This is a genomic window from uncultured Gulosibacter sp., assembly GCF_963509965.1.
GTDB lineage: Bacteria > Actinomycetota > Actinomycetes > Actinomycetales > Microbacteriaceae > Gulosibacter.
The window spans coordinates 178404-194339 of the sequence record NZ_CAUPDE010000003.1 but is presented as its reverse complement, the minus strand read 5'-3'; the positions used below and the strand labels follow the sequence as shown (position 1 = coordinate 194339).

Annotated in this window: 17 protein-coding genes and 1 tRNA gene; 11 read left to right on the top strand and 7 right to left on the bottom strand. The window is 61.8% G+C overall.

Features of this window, described 5'->3' with window-relative positions:
- The first annotated feature begins 45 nt into the window (after positions 1-45).
- From hpf to RQ865_RS04060, 3 genes are all read left to right on the top strand, one after another.
- The gene (gene hpf / locus RQ865_RS04070; protein ID WP_311477754.1) at positions 46-804 is read left to right on the top strand and encodes a ribosome hibernation-promoting factor, HPF/YfiA family; all 759 of its coding nucleotides are present in this window, start codon (positions 46-48) and stop codon (positions 802-804) included.
- A gap of 170 nt (positions 805-974) precedes the next feature.
- The gene (secA, locus tag RQ865_RS04065; protein WP_311477753.1) at positions 975-3929 is read left to right on the top strand and encodes a preprotein translocase subunit SecA; all 2955 of its coding nucleotides are present in this window, start codon (positions 975-977) and stop codon (positions 3927-3929) included.
- Positions 3930-3931: 2 nt separating this feature from the next.
- Positions 3932-4621, top strand: a complete 690-nt coding sequence (locus RQ865_RS04060) for a tyrosine-protein phosphatase (protein ID WP_311477751.1) — start codon at positions 3932-3934, stop codon at positions 4619-4621.
- A 44-nt stretch (positions 4622-4665) separates the two neighbouring features.
- On the opposite strand, the gene RQ865_RS04055 is transcribed toward RQ865_RS04060, so the two are convergent.
- Positions 4666-5163, bottom strand: coding sequence for an Rv3235 family protein (locus tag RQ865_RS04055; RefSeq protein ID WP_311477749.1), 498 nt, complete (start codon positions 5161-5163; stop codon positions 4666-4668).
- 143 nt (positions 5164-5306) lie between these two features.
- Here RQ865_RS04055 and RQ865_RS04050 point away from each other — a divergent pair, with 143 nt between their 5' ends.
- Positions 5307-5903, top strand: coding sequence for a hypothetical protein (locus RQ865_RS04050; RefSeq protein WP_311477747.1), 597 nt, complete (start codon positions 5307-5309; stop codon positions 5901-5903).
- A gap of 5 nt (positions 5904-5908) precedes the next feature.
- On the opposite strand, the gene RQ865_RS04045 is transcribed toward RQ865_RS04050, so the two are convergent.
- Positions 5909-6181, bottom strand: coding sequence for a helix-turn-helix domain-containing protein (locus tag RQ865_RS04045; RefSeq protein ID WP_311477746.1), 273 nt, complete (start codon positions 6179-6181; stop codon positions 5909-5911).
- Between the two features lie 142 nt (positions 6182-6323).
- Here RQ865_RS04045 and RQ865_RS04040 point away from each other — a divergent pair, with 142 nt between their 5' ends.
- From RQ865_RS04040 to RQ865_RS04030, 3 genes are read left to right on the top strand one after another with little or no spacing between them, the layout of a single operon-like run.
- Positions 6324-6968 carry a hypothetical protein gene (locus RQ865_RS04040; RefSeq protein ID WP_311477745.1) on the top strand — a complete coding sequence of 215 codons (645 nt, stop codon included), beginning with the start codon at positions 6324-6326 and terminating at the stop codon, positions 6966-6968.
- Between the two features lie 2 nt (positions 6969-6970).
- Positions 6971-8413 (top strand): P-loop NTPase, encoded by a 1443-nt coding sequence (locus RQ865_RS04035; RefSeq protein WP_311477742.1) that lies wholly within the window; start codon positions 6971-6973, stop codon positions 8411-8413.
- A gap of 10 nt (positions 8414-8423) precedes the next feature.
- On the top strand, positions 8424-10004 hold the full coding sequence (locus RQ865_RS04030; protein ID WP_311477741.1) for a histidine kinase N-terminal domain-containing protein: 1581 nt from the start codon (positions 8424-8426) through the stop codon (positions 10002-10004).
- A 59-nt stretch (positions 10005-10063) separates the two neighbouring features.
- On the opposite strand, the gene RQ865_RS04025 is transcribed toward RQ865_RS04030, so the two are convergent.
- Positions 10064-10312, bottom strand: a complete 249-nt coding sequence (locus RQ865_RS04025; protein WP_311477740.1) for a WhiB family transcriptional regulator — start codon at positions 10310-10312, stop codon at positions 10064-10066.
- A gap of 179 nt (positions 10313-10491) precedes the next feature.
- Here RQ865_RS04025 and RQ865_RS04020 point away from each other — a divergent pair, with 179 nt between their 5' ends.
- Entirely contained in the window at positions 10492-10932 is a 441-nt protein-coding gene (locus tag RQ865_RS04020; RefSeq protein ID WP_311477739.1) for a hypothetical protein, read from the top strand.
- Here the strand turns inward: RQ865_RS04020 and bcp are convergent.
- Positions 10929-11420 (bottom strand): thioredoxin-dependent thiol peroxidase, encoded by a 492-nt coding sequence (gene bcp, locus RQ865_RS04015; protein ID WP_311477738.1) that lies wholly within the window; start codon positions 11418-11420, stop codon positions 10929-10931. The genes RQ865_RS04020 and bcp overlap by 4 nt on opposite strands.
- Before the next feature lie 139 nt (positions 11421-11559).
- Positions 11560-11632, bottom strand: a tRNA-Lys gene (locus tag RQ865_RS04010).
- Positions 11633-11759: 127 nt separating this feature from the next.
- Here RQ865_RS04010 and RQ865_RS04005 point away from each other — a divergent pair.
- From RQ865_RS04005 to RQ865_RS03995, 3 genes are read left to right on the top strand one after another with little or no spacing between them, the layout of a single operon-like run.
- The gene (locus RQ865_RS04005) at positions 11760-13058 is read left to right on the top strand and encodes an FAD-binding protein (RefSeq protein ID WP_311477737.1); all 1299 of its coding nucleotides are present in this window, start codon (positions 11760-11762) and stop codon (positions 13056-13058) included.
- Between the two features lie 41 nt (positions 13059-13099).
- The gene (locus RQ865_RS04000; RefSeq protein ID WP_311477736.1) at positions 13100-13984 is read left to right on the top strand and encodes a thioredoxin domain-containing protein; all 885 of its coding nucleotides are present in this window, start codon (positions 13100-13102) and stop codon (positions 13982-13984) included.
- Positions 13981-14616 carry a vitamin K epoxide reductase family protein gene (locus RQ865_RS03995; RefSeq protein ID WP_311477735.1) on the top strand — a complete coding sequence of 212 codons (636 nt, stop codon included), beginning with the start codon at positions 13981-13983 and terminating at the stop codon, positions 14614-14616. Before RQ865_RS04000 ends, RQ865_RS03995 begins: the two co-directional genes overlap by 4 nt.
- Positions 14617-14678: 62 nt before the next feature.
- Here RQ865_RS03995 and RQ865_RS03990 read toward each other — a convergent pair whose 3' ends face one another.
- Both RQ865_RS03990 and RQ865_RS03985 read right to left on the bottom strand, forming a co-directional pair.
- Positions 14679-15419, bottom strand: a complete 741-nt coding sequence (locus RQ865_RS03990; RefSeq protein WP_311477734.1) for a hypothetical protein — start codon at positions 15417-15419, stop codon at positions 14679-14681.
- A 107-nt stretch (positions 15420-15526) separates the two neighbouring features.
- Positions 15527-15736, bottom strand: coding sequence for a hypothetical protein (locus RQ865_RS03985; RefSeq protein ID WP_311477733.1), 210 nt, complete (start codon positions 15734-15736; stop codon positions 15527-15529).
- Positions 15737-15936: the final 200 nt, after the last annotated feature.

Sequence of the window (15936 nt, the reverse complement as noted above, 5' to 3'; positions counted from 1 at the left end):
GCTGTCGAGAAGGTGTCGCTTAGGCAATCGCTAAGGAAACGGCAGGTGGCCGTCTTCTATACTGAAAAGACAATAAAACCCCGCGTGGGGATGCTCCAACCACAGACCTGGCGCCCCGCGCTCGAAGATGAGGAGGGTGCGATGGACATCACCATCTCCGGCCGTAAAACCGAAATCCCCCAGCGCTTCCGGGACTACGCGGAAGAGAAAATCACTGCAAAGGTGCAGCAACTTTCGGGACGGGCTCAGGCCGTAGAAGTGAAACTTCGCAAACGCACCGACCGTGCCGGTAATGAGCTTGACCGGGGCAAGGTAGAGATCACGGTCTTTGGTCCATTCCCCACTGTTCGTGCTGAAGCCGAGGGTGGCGACAAGTACGCCGCCTTCGACATCGCGCTCGACAAGCTGGTTGAACGCCTTCGCCGAATGAAAGACCGCCGCAAGAGCCACCACGGTAAGAGCCTCACCGAGGCCTCGGCAGAAGATTTTGCCGGTCTCGACATCGTGCCCGCCGACACCGGTGTGCTTGACGTTGTGGCTGGCCGGGTAGCGCCCACCCTAGAAGAAGCTGCCGAAGACGAGCAGTATCCCGCTGACGACTACAGCCCCGTGGTGATTCGCGAGAAGGTGTTCGCGCCCAAGCAGATGACCGCCGAAGAAGCGGTCGACCACATGGAACTGCTCGGTCACGATTTCTTCCTCTTCATCGAAACGAACAACCAGCGGCCGGCGGTGGTGTATCGCCGTCGCGGTTGGGACTACGGCGTGATCGCTCTCGACGAGGACGGTCAGACTGACGTCTAAGCACCGGTAGCGCACTTGGCCGCAGCCCCGCATCCGTGGGGTTGCGGCCAGACGCATTCTCAGTCAAGTTTTCTGTAGCGCGACACGAGTAACATTGACCACGTTCGCTCAAGCCCGCAGGCTTGATCTGCCACTAAAAATGGCAACAAACCCGTTTTGAGGAGTCGGCTTTGGCCAATTTTTTCGAGAAAATGCTTCGCTTTGGCGAGGGACGTCAGCTCAAGCGTCTGGAACGCATCGCCGAACAGGTAAACAAGCTCGAAGATCTCTACCTTGAGCTCAGCGATGACGAGCTTCGCGCGCTCACTGACGACTTCCGAGAGCGCTATCAGGCCGATATCGATTCTGGCAAGAGTGAGCAAGAAGCCCTCGACGCGCTCATGCCCGAAGCATTCGGTGCGGTGCGTGAAGCCGCCAGCCGCACACTCGGGCAGCGACACTACGACGTCCAGCTCATGGGTGGTGCCGCATTGCACGGCGGCAACATCGCCGAAATGAAAACGGGTGAGGGTAAGACCCTCGTTGCCACACTGGCCGCCTACCTCAACGCCATTCCCGGTAAGGGCGTGCACGTGGTTACCGTGAATGACTTCCTCGCCTCGTACCAGTCGGAGCTGATGGGGCGCGTATATCGCGCGCTCGGTATGACCACCGGTTGCGTGGTTACCGGGCAGTCGTCGGCGCAGCGTCGCGAGCAGTATGCCGCCGATATCACCTACGGCACCAACAACGAGTTTGGCTTCGACTATCTGCGCGACAATATGGCCACCTCGGTTGATGAGCGGGTGCAGCGCGGCCACCACTTCGTGATCGTCGACGAGGTCGACTCGATTCTGATCGACGAGGCGCGTACGCCGCTGATCATTTCGGGCCCGGCATCGGGCGAGGCAAACAACTGGTATTCGGTGTTCGCCAAAATCGCTCGTCGACTCAAAGAAGACCGCGACTACGAGGTTGACGAGAAAAAACGCACCGTGGGTGTGCTCGAACCAGGGATTGACAAGGTCGAAGACCTGCTCGGTATCGACAACCTCTACGAGCAGGCAAACACCCCGCTGATTTCCTTCCTCAACAACGCGATCAAGGCGAAGGCACTGTTCCGTCGCGACAAAGAATATGTCGTACAAAACGGCGAGGTGCTCATCGTCGACGAACACACCGGCCGCATCCTGCCCGGCCGACGCTATAACGAGGGTCTGCACCAGGCCATCGAGGCCAAAGAAGGCGTGCAAATTAAGGCCGAGAACCAGACGCTCGCCACGGTCACACTGCAGAACTACTTCCTCATGTACGACAAGCTTTCGGGTATGACCGGTACCGCCGAAACTGAGGCTGCCGAGTTCAACTCGACCTATCACGTCGGCGTTATCCCGATTCCCACCAATAAGCCGATGATTCGCATCGATCAGCCCGATCTTGTCTACAAGAACGAGGTGGTCAAGTTCGACCAGGTGGTTGAAGACATTGTTGAGCGGCACGATGCCGGACAGCCCGTGCTGGTGGGTACCACCTCGGTTGAAAAGAGCGAATACCTGTCGAAGCTGCTGGCCCGCCGCGGAGTGAAGCACGAGGTGCTCAACGCCAAGAACCACGCGCGCGAGGCGGCGATTGTGGCGCAAGCGGGGCGTAAGGGTGCCGTCACCGTGGCCACCAACATGGCCGGTCGCGGTACCGACATCATGCTCGGTGGTAATGCCGAGTTCATCGCGGTTGCTGAGATGGCGGCACTCGGGCTCGATCCCGAAGAGAACTCGGAGGAGTACGAGGCTACCTGGCCCACAGTGCTCGACCGGGTCGAAGACGAGGTTAAGGCTGAAGCGAAAGAGGTTGCCGAACTCGGTGGACTGTATGTGCTCGGCACCGAGCGCCACGAATCGCGCCGTATCGACAACCAGCTGCGGGGCCGTGCGGGACGTCAAGGCGACCCGGGCGAATCGCGCTTCTACCTGTCGATGAACGACGACCTGATGCGCCTGTTCAATACCGGTGCCGCTCGCGCACTGATGGCTTCGAGCTCAATTCCCGACGATATGGCGATCGAGTCGGGGCTGGTAACGAAGTCGATTCGCCAGGCACAGACCCACGTTGAAGCTCGTAACGCCGAGATTCGCAAGAACGTGTTCAAGTACGACATCGTGCTCAACGAGCAGCGCGAGGCAATCTACGCCGACCGGCAGTCGATTCTCGAGGGTGACGATCTTCGCGACAAGGTGAACAACTTCATCGCCGGAGCAATCGATGAGATTGTTGCCGAGCACACCAGCGTCGGCGCCCCCGACGATTGGGAGATTGAGTCGCTGCAAACCGAACTCGGCCAGCTATATCCGATGTCGGTAACCGTCGACGAGATTATCGAGGATGCGGGCGGACTCAACCAGATCAACGTCGAACGGCTCGAAGAAGAACTGCACGCCGACGCGAAAATCGCTTATGAACGCCGCGAAGAAGAACTCGGCGAAGAGGTCATGCGTGAACTCGAACGTCGTGTGGTGCTGCAGGTCATCGACCGCAAGTGGCGTGACCACCTCTACGAGATGGATGCGCTCAAAGACGGTATTGGGCTGCGGGCCATGGCCCAGAAGAACCCGCTGGTTGAATACCAGCGCGAGGGCTATCTGATGTATCAGCAGATGCTCGGAGCGGTGCGCGAAGAGTCGGTCGGCTTCCTCATGAACCTGGATGTGCAGGTGAATGAGATTGAAGATGCCGAGGGCAACACCCACCGTCAGCTGGTGCTGAAAGCAAAGGGGCTCGACCCGAAGCCGCAGACGCAGCTCAACTACTCTGCCGCCGACGAATCGGGTCAGGTTCGCGTTACCGATAGTCGTGGCGCGCTCAACGAGAAAGCAACTCGCGATGCGATGCGTCGCGAGATGATGCAGGGTACGGCTTCAGCCATGCAATCGGCGGCGGCAACGACCGACAGCACCGAAAGTGAAGTGATCGGTCAGGCTGCGAGGTCGGCCGACAGGTCTGGAAGAAGCCGCGCTAAGGGCAAACGCAAGTCGGGTAACCCGGGTAAGAGTGGCGCATCCCAGGGTCGCTCGGCAGCCGATCTGGCCCGCGAACAGACTCAGGCTAAGAACACCAGAAGCACTCGCGGCACTTTCGGCGAGAAGAAGTAGGTATGCGGCAGTGGGCGGGCGCGTTTAACGCCCGTGATCTTGCCGGCACCCCGGTGGGTGACGCGGTCATCCGCCGGGGCGTGCTGTTTCGTTCGGGTAAGCCAGAGGCATGGCTGCCGCAGGGGTGGCTGGAAGCGGCAGCTGACGGCGTGCGGCGCGTGATCGACCTGCGCGATCCGCGTGAATTGCGTGAGCCGATCAACGGCGCCGATGCGGCCGGGGTGCGATACGAATCGACACCGATCGAAGACCCCGATAACGCCGAGTTTCGCGAACTGATGGTGCCGTATCTGATGCACACCAACCAATACCGCGACTATCTGCGTCTATTCGGCGACCGGGTGGCAGCAGCGGTGGCGCGTGTCGCGAACGCGGGCCCCGGAACCGTGGTGTGCTGCTCGGCGGGACGTGACCGAACTGGGCTCGTGACCGGTTTGCTGCTGCGGGCACTCGGGGCGTCTGTGTCAACGCTGCTGGCCGCAGATGAGTTTGCCAGCCGCACCATCAACGAGCGTCACAAGGTTTCGAACCACCCGTATGAGTCGTTCCGCCCCGAACCCGCACTCAGCGAGTGGGTCGCCTCGCGTGCCGCAGCACTTGAGCAGTTCTATGGCGAGCTGGATGTGGAGACCTTCTTACGCGCCCACGGTGTGACGGTCGAACCCGCGCGCGAGTGGCTGCTCGATGAGTAACCCGGTATTACCGGTGCGGCGGCGTGGCATTACTGAGGGTTTGACTAGAGCACGTGGATGCGTTCTGCGCGCCAACGGCCCCGCCACGATTCGAGACGAATCGCGACCGCCCGCGCCCGCGCTCCGATATCCACCACCACAGTGCCCTCAACTACGCCCGGGCGTGGTGACTGCCACAGGCAGGCGCGGGCACGCACCGTGGGGCGGCGCACCGTCAGGCCACGCAGCGCGCGTGACCGCTTGGCGTGCTGGGCGCGCTGCAGCACCTTCGAGAACACGTCGGGTGACACCCATCGCGCCACCTGTTCAACCTCACGCACTCCGGCGATGATCTCGACGACGCTGCGCGCGAGGTTTCGCAGCAGCGCATCCGGATCGGGCAGCCCGGTGGCGTCAAGCTGCCGGCTCAGGGCATAACCACCGGTTCCGTTTTCGCGGGTGACGTCGTGAGTCAGTGCCACCAATCGTTGGCCGGCGGCGGGAGCGCTGGCTGCGGTGGCGGCGCGGTCGGGGGATGCGTGGGCGGCACTGGTTGCGGGCATTGTCGGATTCCATCGGGTCGTACTGAGCAGGCTGCGTTGCACAGCTCAATGAGATTTTCACCTCGGGAAGCGAATTTCGGGCGAAAAAATGGAAACTGTGGATAACTCATTGATGCGATACCGTTATGGGTCACACTTTTCTCGTGCAGTGGGACCACCTATTCGAAGATCTCGCCGACCAGTTCGCGGCCGAGCGAGAAGAAGCTGAGCAGCGGGCGGCAATCGATGATGAGCGATTGCGCATTGCGCGCCTTACAGTGCGTGACCGTTTGGCCGCACTCGCTGCCGGTATTCAACCGGGTGAACGTATCGGTTTGCAATTGCACTCAGATGAGCGTATCGATGTGGTTCCGGTTGAGTTTGGTGCCGACTGGTTTGGTGCCGAACTGATTGGTTTCGAGGGTTGTTACGGGGCATGTTTGGTGCCGCTCACCGGGATCGCGGCGCTACTGCTCACCCGTGACCAGGTCGAGCGGTCGCTCGCACCGCAGTCGAGCCGGCCAAGCGTTACCGATCGGTTGAGCATCCATATCGCCCTGCGTGATCTTGCTCGTCGGCGAACCGTGTGTGAGCTGGCAACCGCGGCCGGTGCGATCACCGGCACGATTGATCGAGTGGCTCGCGACCATCTCGATATTGCCGTTCACGACTCCGAAACAGTGCGACGTAACCGCTCAGTGCAGGTTACGCGTATCGTTCCGCTGCGCGATATCTTGCTGGTGCGCATCCACACCGATTGACCGCGCTACTGCTCGGGCGCGCCAAATAGCTCGGGAATATCAGTGAACTCGCTTTGCGCAAACCGCGATTCACGTTCGCGGCGCTCGTACTGGTCAGCAATGTAGTCATCGAGGGCGCGGGGTTCGACCCGCCAGTGTCCGTACTCGCCGATGCGAATTGCCGCCAGTTCGTTCGATTCGACCAGCTCGCGCACGACGCTGACCTCAACGTTGAGCACGTCGGCGACATCCGCGAGTGAGAGAAAGCGCGCGAAGTGTGCTGCCGCATTAGATGTCATGTTTTCATTATTCCCGCTGGTTCCGACACTTTCTGCCCTGTGGATAACTTTTCAAGCTTCTTGCCAGACACGGCAGGATGACCTTACAGGTGACCCTGAGTGGTTACCCAACACCGTCTGTTGTTGTCTGCAAGGATCCGTTATGCCAGCTAAGCCCGCGCTCACTCGGCGCATCGACTCTCGACTCATCATCGGTATTCTGCTCGTTTTGGCATCGATGGCGGCAGTAGCCGGTATCGTGCTGGCATCGCAGCACACCCGCACCGTATATGTCGCCAACGACAATCTGGCACCGGGCGACCCGCTCACCGAAGACCGACTCGCACTGGTTGAGGTGCGCGTGGACGATACCACACCGCTGTATCTTGGCCCCGACCGGCTACCGAACGAACCGGCGGTCATCACTCGCGCAGTCGGTGCCGGTGAGCTGATTCCGCTGAGTGCGCTCGGCGCCGCCGACCAATCCACCGCGTCGGTGGTGGTCACCCTCACCAGCTCACCGCCATCGGGTGTGGCTGCGGGAAGCCACGTCGAGCTGTGGGTGGCGCTGCCGGGTGAGCGGGCTGGTGAATACGCCGAGCCGGGCGTGGTGGTGGCCGACGCCGTCGTGGTGCGAAGAATTGAAGCAGATCGACTCGTCGGCGCAAACACAGTAGAACTCGAGCTGCGGGTGCCGAAAACTGAGCTGCAGCACGTGCTTGCCGCCACCACCGCCGAAGCCCGGATGCACGTGGTGCCGCTGTACCGCGAGCCTGCAACTGATCTCGATACAGCTGAGGGACCGTAATCGTGGCACGCATCGTTTTAGCGCTCGACTTTGAAATCGAGGCGCAGTGGCTCGAAGCCATCGTTTTCGCGGGTCACGAGATTGTTGAGCGCGTGATTGGTTCGGATGCGCTCATCAGCGCGGTCGAACAGCACCGCCCCGATCTTGCGGTGGTGCAGGCCACACCCGAGACGCTTACCACGCGCAGCCTCGGTGCCTGTGACCGTAGCGGCGTGCGCACGATTGCGGTGACGGCGTCGACAATTGAGCGGCAAACTGCCATCGCGCTGGGGGTGATTGACCGGGTGGATGCGGATGCTGATTGGCAGCGGGTAGAACAGCTGCTGACAGGCCAGGGGCGACCTCACGCAGGTGAGCTGCCGCTGCTGCAACTGGATGAACAAGGTCGAGTCACCGCATCCCTCGCCGAAACCAACTGGGCCCCGAACCCGACCGCACCACCGCAGCCGGGTTCGGAAACCAAACCAATTCAGAAACCAGGTCGGCATCGCACGCGACGCGAGCTCAGGCAGCGCGAACGCACCGGTGCAGCTGCCGCCCCGCCCTATTCAGCATCGCAGCCGCCGAAACCAGCTACCTCGCAGTCGGCGGCACCTCAGCGTCAACACCAGCCCACGCTGGCAAGACATTCGTCGCCGAGCGGTCGAATCATTGCGGTGTGGGGCCCGCACGGGGCGCCGGGGCGCTCAACCATTGCCATCAACGTGGCCGCAGCATATGCCGAGCAGGGCAGGCGAGTCATGCTCGTCGATGCCGATAGCTACGGTGGCGCAATCACCACGCTGCTCGGAATCACCGACAGCACTCCCGGGCTGGCTGCGGCCTGTCGGCTCGCGGGCGCCGGGTCACTGGATGTGGGCGAGCTGTCACGACTGGCAATACCGGCTGGGCAAGAAGCCCAGGTCTCGGTGCTTGGCGGGCTCAGCAATCCCGCACGCTGGCCCGAACTGCGTGCCGACCGCATCGAGGCCACACTCGAGCTGTGCCGCACCGTGACCGATGTGGTGGTGGTCGATGTTGGGTTCAACCTTGAAACCGATGAAGAGCTCGCCAGCGACTTTGTCGCTCCACGGCGCAATGCTGCCACCATCGCGGCGCTCGCGAACAGCGACATCGTGATGGCGGTCGCCGACGCATCGCCGGTGGGTGTTTCGCGCTATCTGCGTGCCCGGTTGCAGTTGCACGAGCACCTCGCGCCCAATACCGAGGTGGTGGCGGTGGCGAATCGAGTGCGACAGGGCGGTGCGGGAGGCGAGCCTGCCAGTCAAGTGCGCGAGGCACTTCGGCGGTTTGGTGGCATTGAGTCGGTGCTGATGCTGCCACATGATGAGCGCGCTGTTGCGCGCGCTCACGCGGCCGGGTTGTCGGTGCTCGAGGCCGCACCGCGATCACGGTTTGCGCGTTCTATTCGCGCCCTCGTCGAAGCTTCAGTCGCCGTCCAATAGGCTGGCATGCGTGTCAAGCATGTCAAACCACCTCCTGCGGCACGGTGCACTCGACGAGGCCGACCGTGAATGGTTGATGCTGCTGTCTGCCGATTCGCAGCTGCTCGCCGATCTCGCCACTGCCGACCTGGTGCTGTGGGTGCACACTCGCGACGATAACTTCACCGCTGTCGGTCAGGTGCGTCCGTCCAGCGCCCCGACGCTGTTCTACCGCGACCTCGTTGGTCAGCAGATGCGTGAGCAGTGGGAACCCGATGTGCGCCGGGCCTTTGAAGAGGGGCGCACGGTTCGTTCAACCGAACCCGACTGGTTTGACGAGATTCCCACCCAGCTGACCGTGACCCCGGTGTTTTCATCGCGTCGCGTGGGCGGCAAGCGGGTTCGTTCAGAACGGCCGATTGCCATCTATACGCGCCACACCAATCTGCTCAGCGGTCGTCACCTGACTCGGCAAGAGCACACCTTCCGTGAGTGTGCTGAAGACCTGTTCGACATGATCGAGGCGGGAGAGTTCCCCGACCCCGACGCTCCCGAGTTTTCTCGCCGTGGCGCACCTCGCGCACACGATGGCCTGATTCGCCTCAACCCCGAGGGTGTGGTTACGTTCGCCAGCGCCAACGCGCTATCGGCGATGAACAAACTCGGTTTCGGCGGCGAGCTTGAGGGTGAGGCGCTGTCGGAGGTTGCCTCACAGCTGATCGACGACAAACGCCATGTTTCGGTCGACGAGGCGCTGCCGCTGGTGGTGACCGGTCGGGCGCCCTGGATGACCGATGTTGATTCTCGCGGCGTGACAGTGACGATGCGAGCCATTCCCCTGCATCGTGACGGTCAGCGACTCGGCGCGATCGTGCTGTGTCGCGACACCACCGATGTTCGTCACCAGCAGCAAGAACTCATCACTAAAGACGCGACGATTCGTGAGATTCATCACCGGGTGAAAAACAATCTGCAGACTGTGGCCGCGCTGCTGCGCATCCAGGCGCGTCGCGTGCGCAGCGACGAGGCCCGCGAGTCGCTGCTGCAAGCAATGCGTCGAGTGTCGTCGATTGCGGTGGTGCACGACACTCTTTCGAGCGGGTTTTCGCAGTCGGTTGATTTTGATGAGGTGTTCTTGCGGGTGATGAAACTCGCCACCGAGGTTGCCGCCGGTGAGGGTGGTCAGACTATTCGCCCCGAGCTGCAGGGTTCGTTCGGTGCGGTGCCCAGTGAATATGCCACCCCGCTTTCGCTTGCGCTCACCGAGCTGGTCACCAACGCGGTTGAGCACGGTTTTGATGCCGGCGCCACCGAGGGTCGGGTTGTGGTGCGTGTTGAGCGCAGCGAAGAAATGCTCTCGATCGACGTGGTCGACAACGGTAAGGGGATGTCAGAAAGCGGCGTCGGAAACGGGCTCGGCACCCAAATCGTGCGCACGCTCGTGGAGGGCGAGTTGGGTGGTTCGATCATGTGGACCCCGACGCCCGGCGGTGGCACCACGGTTGAGATTCGAGTGCCGCGGCGCTGGGGCGTTTCGGCGACCACCGCACAGCTGGCGGTGGTGCCGGGGGCCGACGGGCCATTCCCAGAACAGTCAGTTGACGACGAGTAGGTTTTGCGGTCGGTGGCGTGGCTGGATTTCGCGTCGGTGGGGCAGGATGCTGAAACTCGCTAGGATGCGCGGCGAGCGCGGGCGGCGCGCCGTTTGAGTGCGCGGCGCTCATCTTCAGAAAGCCCGCCCCAAACACCCGAGTCTTGGTTGGTGTCGAGCGCATACTGCAGGCACTGTTCGGTTACCGGGCAGCGCCCGCACACCGACTTGGCGGCGTCGATCTGCTCGAGTGCTGGGCCGGTGTTGCCAACGGGAAAGAAAAGCTCGGGGTCGGCATTCATACAGGCAGCAGACTCGCGCCAATCCATATTGAAAGGTCTCCTCGGTTCCGGTGTGCCGAAATATCGGCGGCAGCTGTGCACACTGTGTCACGCTGATGCGGGGCGAACGTGGCTGCGTGCTGCGCTCTCGGCGGTTATTCAGCGGTCGCTGCCCTGATCTGAAGTATCATCTTGCCACGCAACTACGCTCTGATCAAGGAAATCTTTTGTCTGCGCATCCTGCAAACGAACCCGAAGCTGATCGTTCAGTATTTGTCAACTCGCCCGTACCGGTTCGGTTGCTGGGGCTGGTGGTAGCGGTAGAAGCCCTGTTTATGCTGTTTATTGCCGGGCTGCTCGTGGTCGAACTTATGACCGAAACACCCAATTCGCTGGCCTCATCGATCGGGCTGGTGGTGATTGCCGTGATCGCGGTTGCGGCGCTGACCGCGACGCTCGTTGGAATTGCGCATCGACAGAGCTGGACGCGCAGTTTCACGCTCGTGTGGCAGGTGCTGCAGGTTGCTGCTGCGGTGGTGGTGCTGCAGGGGGATATGGCCGACACGGTCGGTTGGGTGCTGGCGGTGGTATCGCTGGCCGGGCTGGTTTTGGTGTTTAACCCGAAAGTGACGGCCTGGCTGCGCCCCGACGAAGAACCGGGACGCTAGCGCGGCCGGTTGGTTGAGTTCTCGAGCAGTTTCAGTACGCGCTCGACGTGACCTTTGGCGCGCACGTTGTAGAGCGCCTCGATGATCTTGCCTTCCTCGTCGATGAGGAAGGTCGAGCGAATCGACCCGACGACGATCTTGCCGTAGTTCTTCTTTTCGCCGTAGGCACCGTAGGCGGCCTGCACTTCGTGGCCGGGGTCGCTCAGCAGTCGGAATGGCAGCGCGTACTCTTGTTTGAAATCGGCGAGTTTGGCGACGGGGTCGGCCGAGAGGGCGAGCACCTCATAGCCGGCGGCGCTGATGCGGGCTTCGCTATCGCGGAAGTCGCAGGCCTCGGTGGTGCATCCTGGCGTGAATGCGCGGGGATAGGTGTAGAGCACGACCTTCTTACCGGCGAAGTCGCTCAGGCTGACCTGATTGCCGTCCTGGTCGGTGAGCGTGAACGCGGGGGCGGTGTCTCCTGCCCGCAGGCGGGTGGTTTCAGTCACGGCTGCTCCTTTACTGGGTGGTTACGGTGTGCGCCGGCGCGATGCCGGTGTCGCCATTGTCTCGCGGGTTTGCTGAGTGATTGGGCGGTCGGTTGGGGGAAAATCAAAAAGCCCGAATTAACGAATTCGGGCTTAGGCGTGCGCCCCCAGGGACTCGAACCCTGAACCCACGGATTAAGAGTCCGTTGCTCTACCGATTGAGCTAGAGGCGCAGTTTGTCGCGTGAACGACCTATGAAGATTAGCATCATCGTAGATTCGATGCAAAACATCGAATCTGTGCGGTGTTGTTGTCGTGATCAGTCAGAATAGAACGAACAGCAGGAAGGTGGAGCCCGTGGTGTCTTCGACAGTTTCGGCAAGTGCAGGTCTCGTTCGGCAGCGGGGCGGTGACGTTGCTGTAGCCGGTGCTCGTACCGTGCGGCCGACCCACCTTACCGCGCTGGTTGGCGAGGTGCTGGCTGCCCGGGATGCGGGTGAAACGATCGCGGTGGTCGGCGCCGGGTTTCCGGCAGCCACCAAAACGGCCCATCTCGCGCTCGATCTTTCGGGGCTCACCGGTGTTGTTGACGCCGATGCTGCCACCAATACGGTGACGTTCTACGGCGGCACAACCGTGCACCAGGCTCGTGAACTGCTGCACAATCAGGGGCTCGATCTTGTTGGTGCGCCCGCTGATGGGCAGCTCACATTGGCCGGGGCTGCGAGCACCGGCGCGCACGGGCTCAACCCCGCTGAACCAATCTTTTCGGGTGCCATTGCCGGTATTGGCCTGGTGACCATTGACGGTGAGCTGCGCAATATCGATGAGCGTCGTGATGCGCAGCTGTGGCCAGCCGTGAAACTTTCGCTTGGGGCGCTCGGTGTGCCCGTGACGGTGACTGTTCGGGTGCGTCCGTATGTAGGTCTCGAACTGCGCCACCGCAAGCGCAAGATCAATGAGCTCGTGCACGAGTTTGCCGAGGCCCGCGACAAGACCGATTTCTACTGCGTTGACTGGCGACCGCTCGGCACTGAGGCCCACCTCACCGTCGGTTGGTATAGCGATGATTCGCCGCAGTCGGCTGTGGCCACTGAAAAGCGTGCGCAGCTTACCGCTGCCGCACCGAAACCGAAGGCGAGTCGATTTCGCCGTTTCCGTGAAGCAGTGGCTCGCCGCCTGCCCTTCCTGGCGCCGGCGCTCGCGCGCGCTGCCAACCGTTTTGACCGATTCGGGGTGCGAGCGAACCTGCCCGAGGTGCTGGAGGATGCGACCACAGAGTTCTATATCGCACCGTCCCGGATGCCACTGGTGGTTGAAGCACTGCAAGAACTTGCCCGCGGTCACCGCGCACTTGGTTCGACGCGGGTGCGCATCAGCATGGTTGCCCCCGACGATGCCTGGGCGTCGGCCGCCTATCGCAGCGATGTGGTTGCGGTGGCGGTAACGGTGCCAGCGGCCGACCGGGCTGCGCTGGCCGAGATCGAAGATGTGCTGCTGTGGCTCGGTGGGTTACCGAACTGGGGCCGGTTTAACACTGTCACCGGCGCCGAAGCGGCCTATGTGATGCCGCGGTTTGGCGATTTTGTGCACACCTACCACGACCTTGACCCTTATGGTCAGCTGCAGAACCAGGTTGTTGCGCGCCTGCTCGCCTAAACTTAACGCGCAGTCTTCAAACGAACGGAATCTCATCAGCAATGGCCAAAAACGACCGCGAACAAATCCGCCGCCTGCGGGAAGAGGCAAACGCACTGCGTCAGCAGGCCGAGGCGAAAAAACGCCGTCAGCGGATGCTCGCCCAGGTGGGTACGATCGTCGGGGCGTTGGTAGTTGTCGCGATCATCGTCGGTTTTGCCATCATGGCACCGCAGTGGTTCGGTAACCGTCACGTTCCAGAGGCTTCGGGCAGCGTTAAGGTGGCCAACAGCGCCGGTGAGGATGTCGAGGTACCGCTCACCATCAACAATGATGGTGTCACCGTCGGTAACGACGATGCTCCCGACACCATTGACTACTACCTCGACTTCTCGTGCCCGCACTGCCGCGAATACCACAAGGCAATGGATCCCACCTACCAGCAGCTCATTGGTGATGGCAAAATCAAGGTGCGGTATCACTTCATCCGCTTTGTTGATGACTACGGGATGCGTGCTGCCGCTACCATGATCGCGGCCACTGAGGCCGAGCCGGCAAAGTTCTATCAGCTCGTGGATGACCTGTTCGAGGTGGCCCCACAGACGCAGGTGGCGTGGAGCGAAGCCGACTATGCGACGCATCTGCAGGGTCTTGGGGTCACGAACTCGACCGTGCTTGAAGCTATCCAGGACGGCAAATACAACTGGTGGATTCTCGACCGCACGCGCAATGCCCGCTCGAACGGTGTAAAGGGCACTCCGAGCATCGGGCTCAATGGCAAGTTGCTGCAGAACCTGCCGACCCCGGGCACGATTGAGTACCTGCTTGATGGGCTCAGCGAGCAGGAAGCTCGTGAGAAAGCGGCACCGACACAGACGCCGAAGCCGACCGGTGAAAACGCCGCTACTGACGCACCCGTCGACGAGACTTCGGATTCGGGCGAATGACGCGCGAGGCCGCGGCCGTAACTGAAGCGGCCGAGCTGCCGAAACTTTTGCGGCGTCCCACGCTCGGGTGGGTGCTGCTGGTGTGCGGCATCGCCGGTTTGCTGGCGAGCTTCATGCTCAACCTCGAGTATCTGCACCTGCTCACCGACCGGGATGCAGCTCTTATCTGCGATATCAACCCGTTTGTCACCTGTGGTCCGGCGATGCTCTCGAGTGCGGCCGCAATTTTCGGGTTCCCGAATGTCGTCGTCGGCCTGGTGTCGTTCACCGTGGTCATCACCACCGGTGTGGTGCTATTGACCGGTGTGCAATTACCGCGGTGGTATTTCATCGCACTGCAGCTTGGGTTGATTGGTGCCGCTGTAATGATCACCTATCTGCAGATTTTCTCGGTGTTTGAGCTTGGCAAGCTTTGCCTGTGGTGCATGATCATCTGGGCGTTCACCATTCCGCTGGTGGCGCTGGTGACAATCTCGAACCTGGGGTATGGCGTGGTCGGTGAGGCCGCGGTGCCGCTCGGTGAACGCCTAGGCCAGTGGGCCTGGGTGGTTGTGGCGCTCTGGTACCTCATCGTGATCGCGATGATCGGAGTGGGGATGGGGCAAGAGTTCATCCTGGCGTTTCGCTACTAACGACGCGCAGTAGTTTGGCCTCGCACCGATTGGATGCGAGGCCAAAGCTGTTGGTGGCGGCGCTAGCTTGCCTGGCGCAGCTCGGTGTCGTCGTGCGGCGGCTGCTGGTGACGACGTGCCGTGAGTTCGGGGAGCGGTTCGGGGCGCTCGAGCTCGGCTGTGTCGGCGATCGCGTTTTGCACGCGACGCACGAGATCGACCGCGAGTAGTTCTGCAAACACGGCGTCGTCACTCGGTTTGCGGTCGGTGCGCCACTCGAGACGGTAGCGGCCGGCGGGGCCAAACAGGTCGTCGAACAGGTGGAAGAGTTCGCGCTGCATCTCGGGCCTGAGTGCGGCTTCGGGTTCGAGCAGTTGCGGGCCACTGTCAGCCCAGCGGGCAAGCTCGAGGCCGGCGAAGTTGGGGTGTGCGGTCAACGGCATTGCCGGCTGAGACGAGGGCGCTGCCACAATGCCGCGCCGTTCGACGGGTGCATCGCTGGCGGTCGACTCGGCTACCGGTTCGCTCGGGGCTTCGATGGTGAGCTCTTCGCCGTCGGTGAGCGCTGAGTGGCGGGCGCGACGGGTGGTGGGCTTTGCAGCTGCCTTTTCGGTTTCACTGGGCGCTGGTGCCGGTGCTGCGGGAGGCTGTTGCGGTTGCGCAGCCGGTTCGACCGTGACGGCCTGGGGTGCAGCCGGCACCGAAGTTTCGGGCTGTGGAACTGCCGGCGCGGGTGGCGCCGGTGCGGTGGATTCGTTGCGTGCCGGCGGTGTTGTTTCAGATGCCGATGCACTACTCGCGAGATTGCGGAACCAGCCGAACATGACGAGCCCCCTCCTTCAGCCTATTCAGACACTTCTGAGCGCAGATTACGGGCAAGTGGCGCGCTTGGTGGCGCGCCACGCGGAAGGCGGGATGTTTTTCAAAGTTTCTAAAGGTTTTCTTGTGCCTCTTGTTCGCGTTCTTGTGCTTCGAGTGCCTCTTCGCGCACTGCAGAAATTGCGGCGATGAGTGTGGCGCCCCACGCGAGCCAGGCGGCAACATTGGCTGAGCGGCTGCGGTTCTCTGAGGTTTTCTTTAGGAGGGGGAGGATTCCGAGGGTGGCGCTGATGATGCCACCGTTCAGCAGAAATTTGCGCATGCGGCCAGCATAATCGGCGGCCAATCTCGCGTGCTGAGATGTGACCGGGTGTGCCACATACTTAACGTTTGCTGAAGCACCCTTTACGACCGGTAAGGTTCTCCGTTACGCTTGGCCGGGTCATCCTTTACGGTCGGTAAGTGGATGGGGTAAAGCGGTGCCGGTGCCAAACGGCGGCCGGTCACCGTTTTACCCGAGAC

What these genes read in the sequence shown, in the direction of transcription:
- RQ865_RS04040 (WP_311477745.1), top strand. Translation starts at nt 6,324, where the DNA reads ATGCCAGCTAAGCCCGCGCTCACTCGGCGCATCGACTCTCGACTCATC.
- RQ865_RS04000 (WP_311477736.1), top strand. Translation starts at nt 13,100, where the DNA reads ATGGCCAAAAACGACCGCGAACAAATCCGCCGCCTGCGGGAAGAGGCA.
- RQ865_RS04025 (WP_311477740.1), bottom strand. Translation starts at nt 10,312, where the DNA reads ATGGATTGGCGCGAGTCTGCTGCCTGTATGAATGCCGACCCCGAGCTT.
- RQ865_RS04060 (WP_311477751.1), top strand. Translation starts at nt 3,932, where the DNA reads ATGCGGCAGTGGGCGGGCGCGTTTAACGCCCGTGATCTTGCCGGCACC.
- RQ865_RS03985 (WP_311477733.1), bottom strand. Translation starts at nt 15,736, where the DNA reads ATGCGCAAATTTCTGCTGAACGGTGGCATCATCAGCGCCACCCTCGGA.
- RQ865_RS03990 (WP_311477734.1), bottom strand. Translation starts at nt 15,419, where the DNA reads ATGTTCGGCTGGTTCCGCAATCTCGCGAGTAGTGCATCGGCATCTGAA.
- RQ865_RS03995 (WP_311477735.1), top strand. Translation starts at nt 13,981, where the DNA reads ATGACGCGCGAGGCCGCGGCCGTAACTGAAGCGGCCGAGCTGCCGAAA.
- RQ865_RS04055 (WP_311477749.1), bottom strand. Translation starts at nt 5,163, where the DNA reads ATGCCCGCAACCAGTGCCGCCCACGCATCCCCCGACCGCGCCGCCACC.
- RQ865_RS04045 (WP_311477746.1), bottom strand. Translation starts at nt 6,181, where the DNA reads ATGACATCTAATGCGGCAGCACACTTCGCGCGCTTTCTCTCACTCGCG.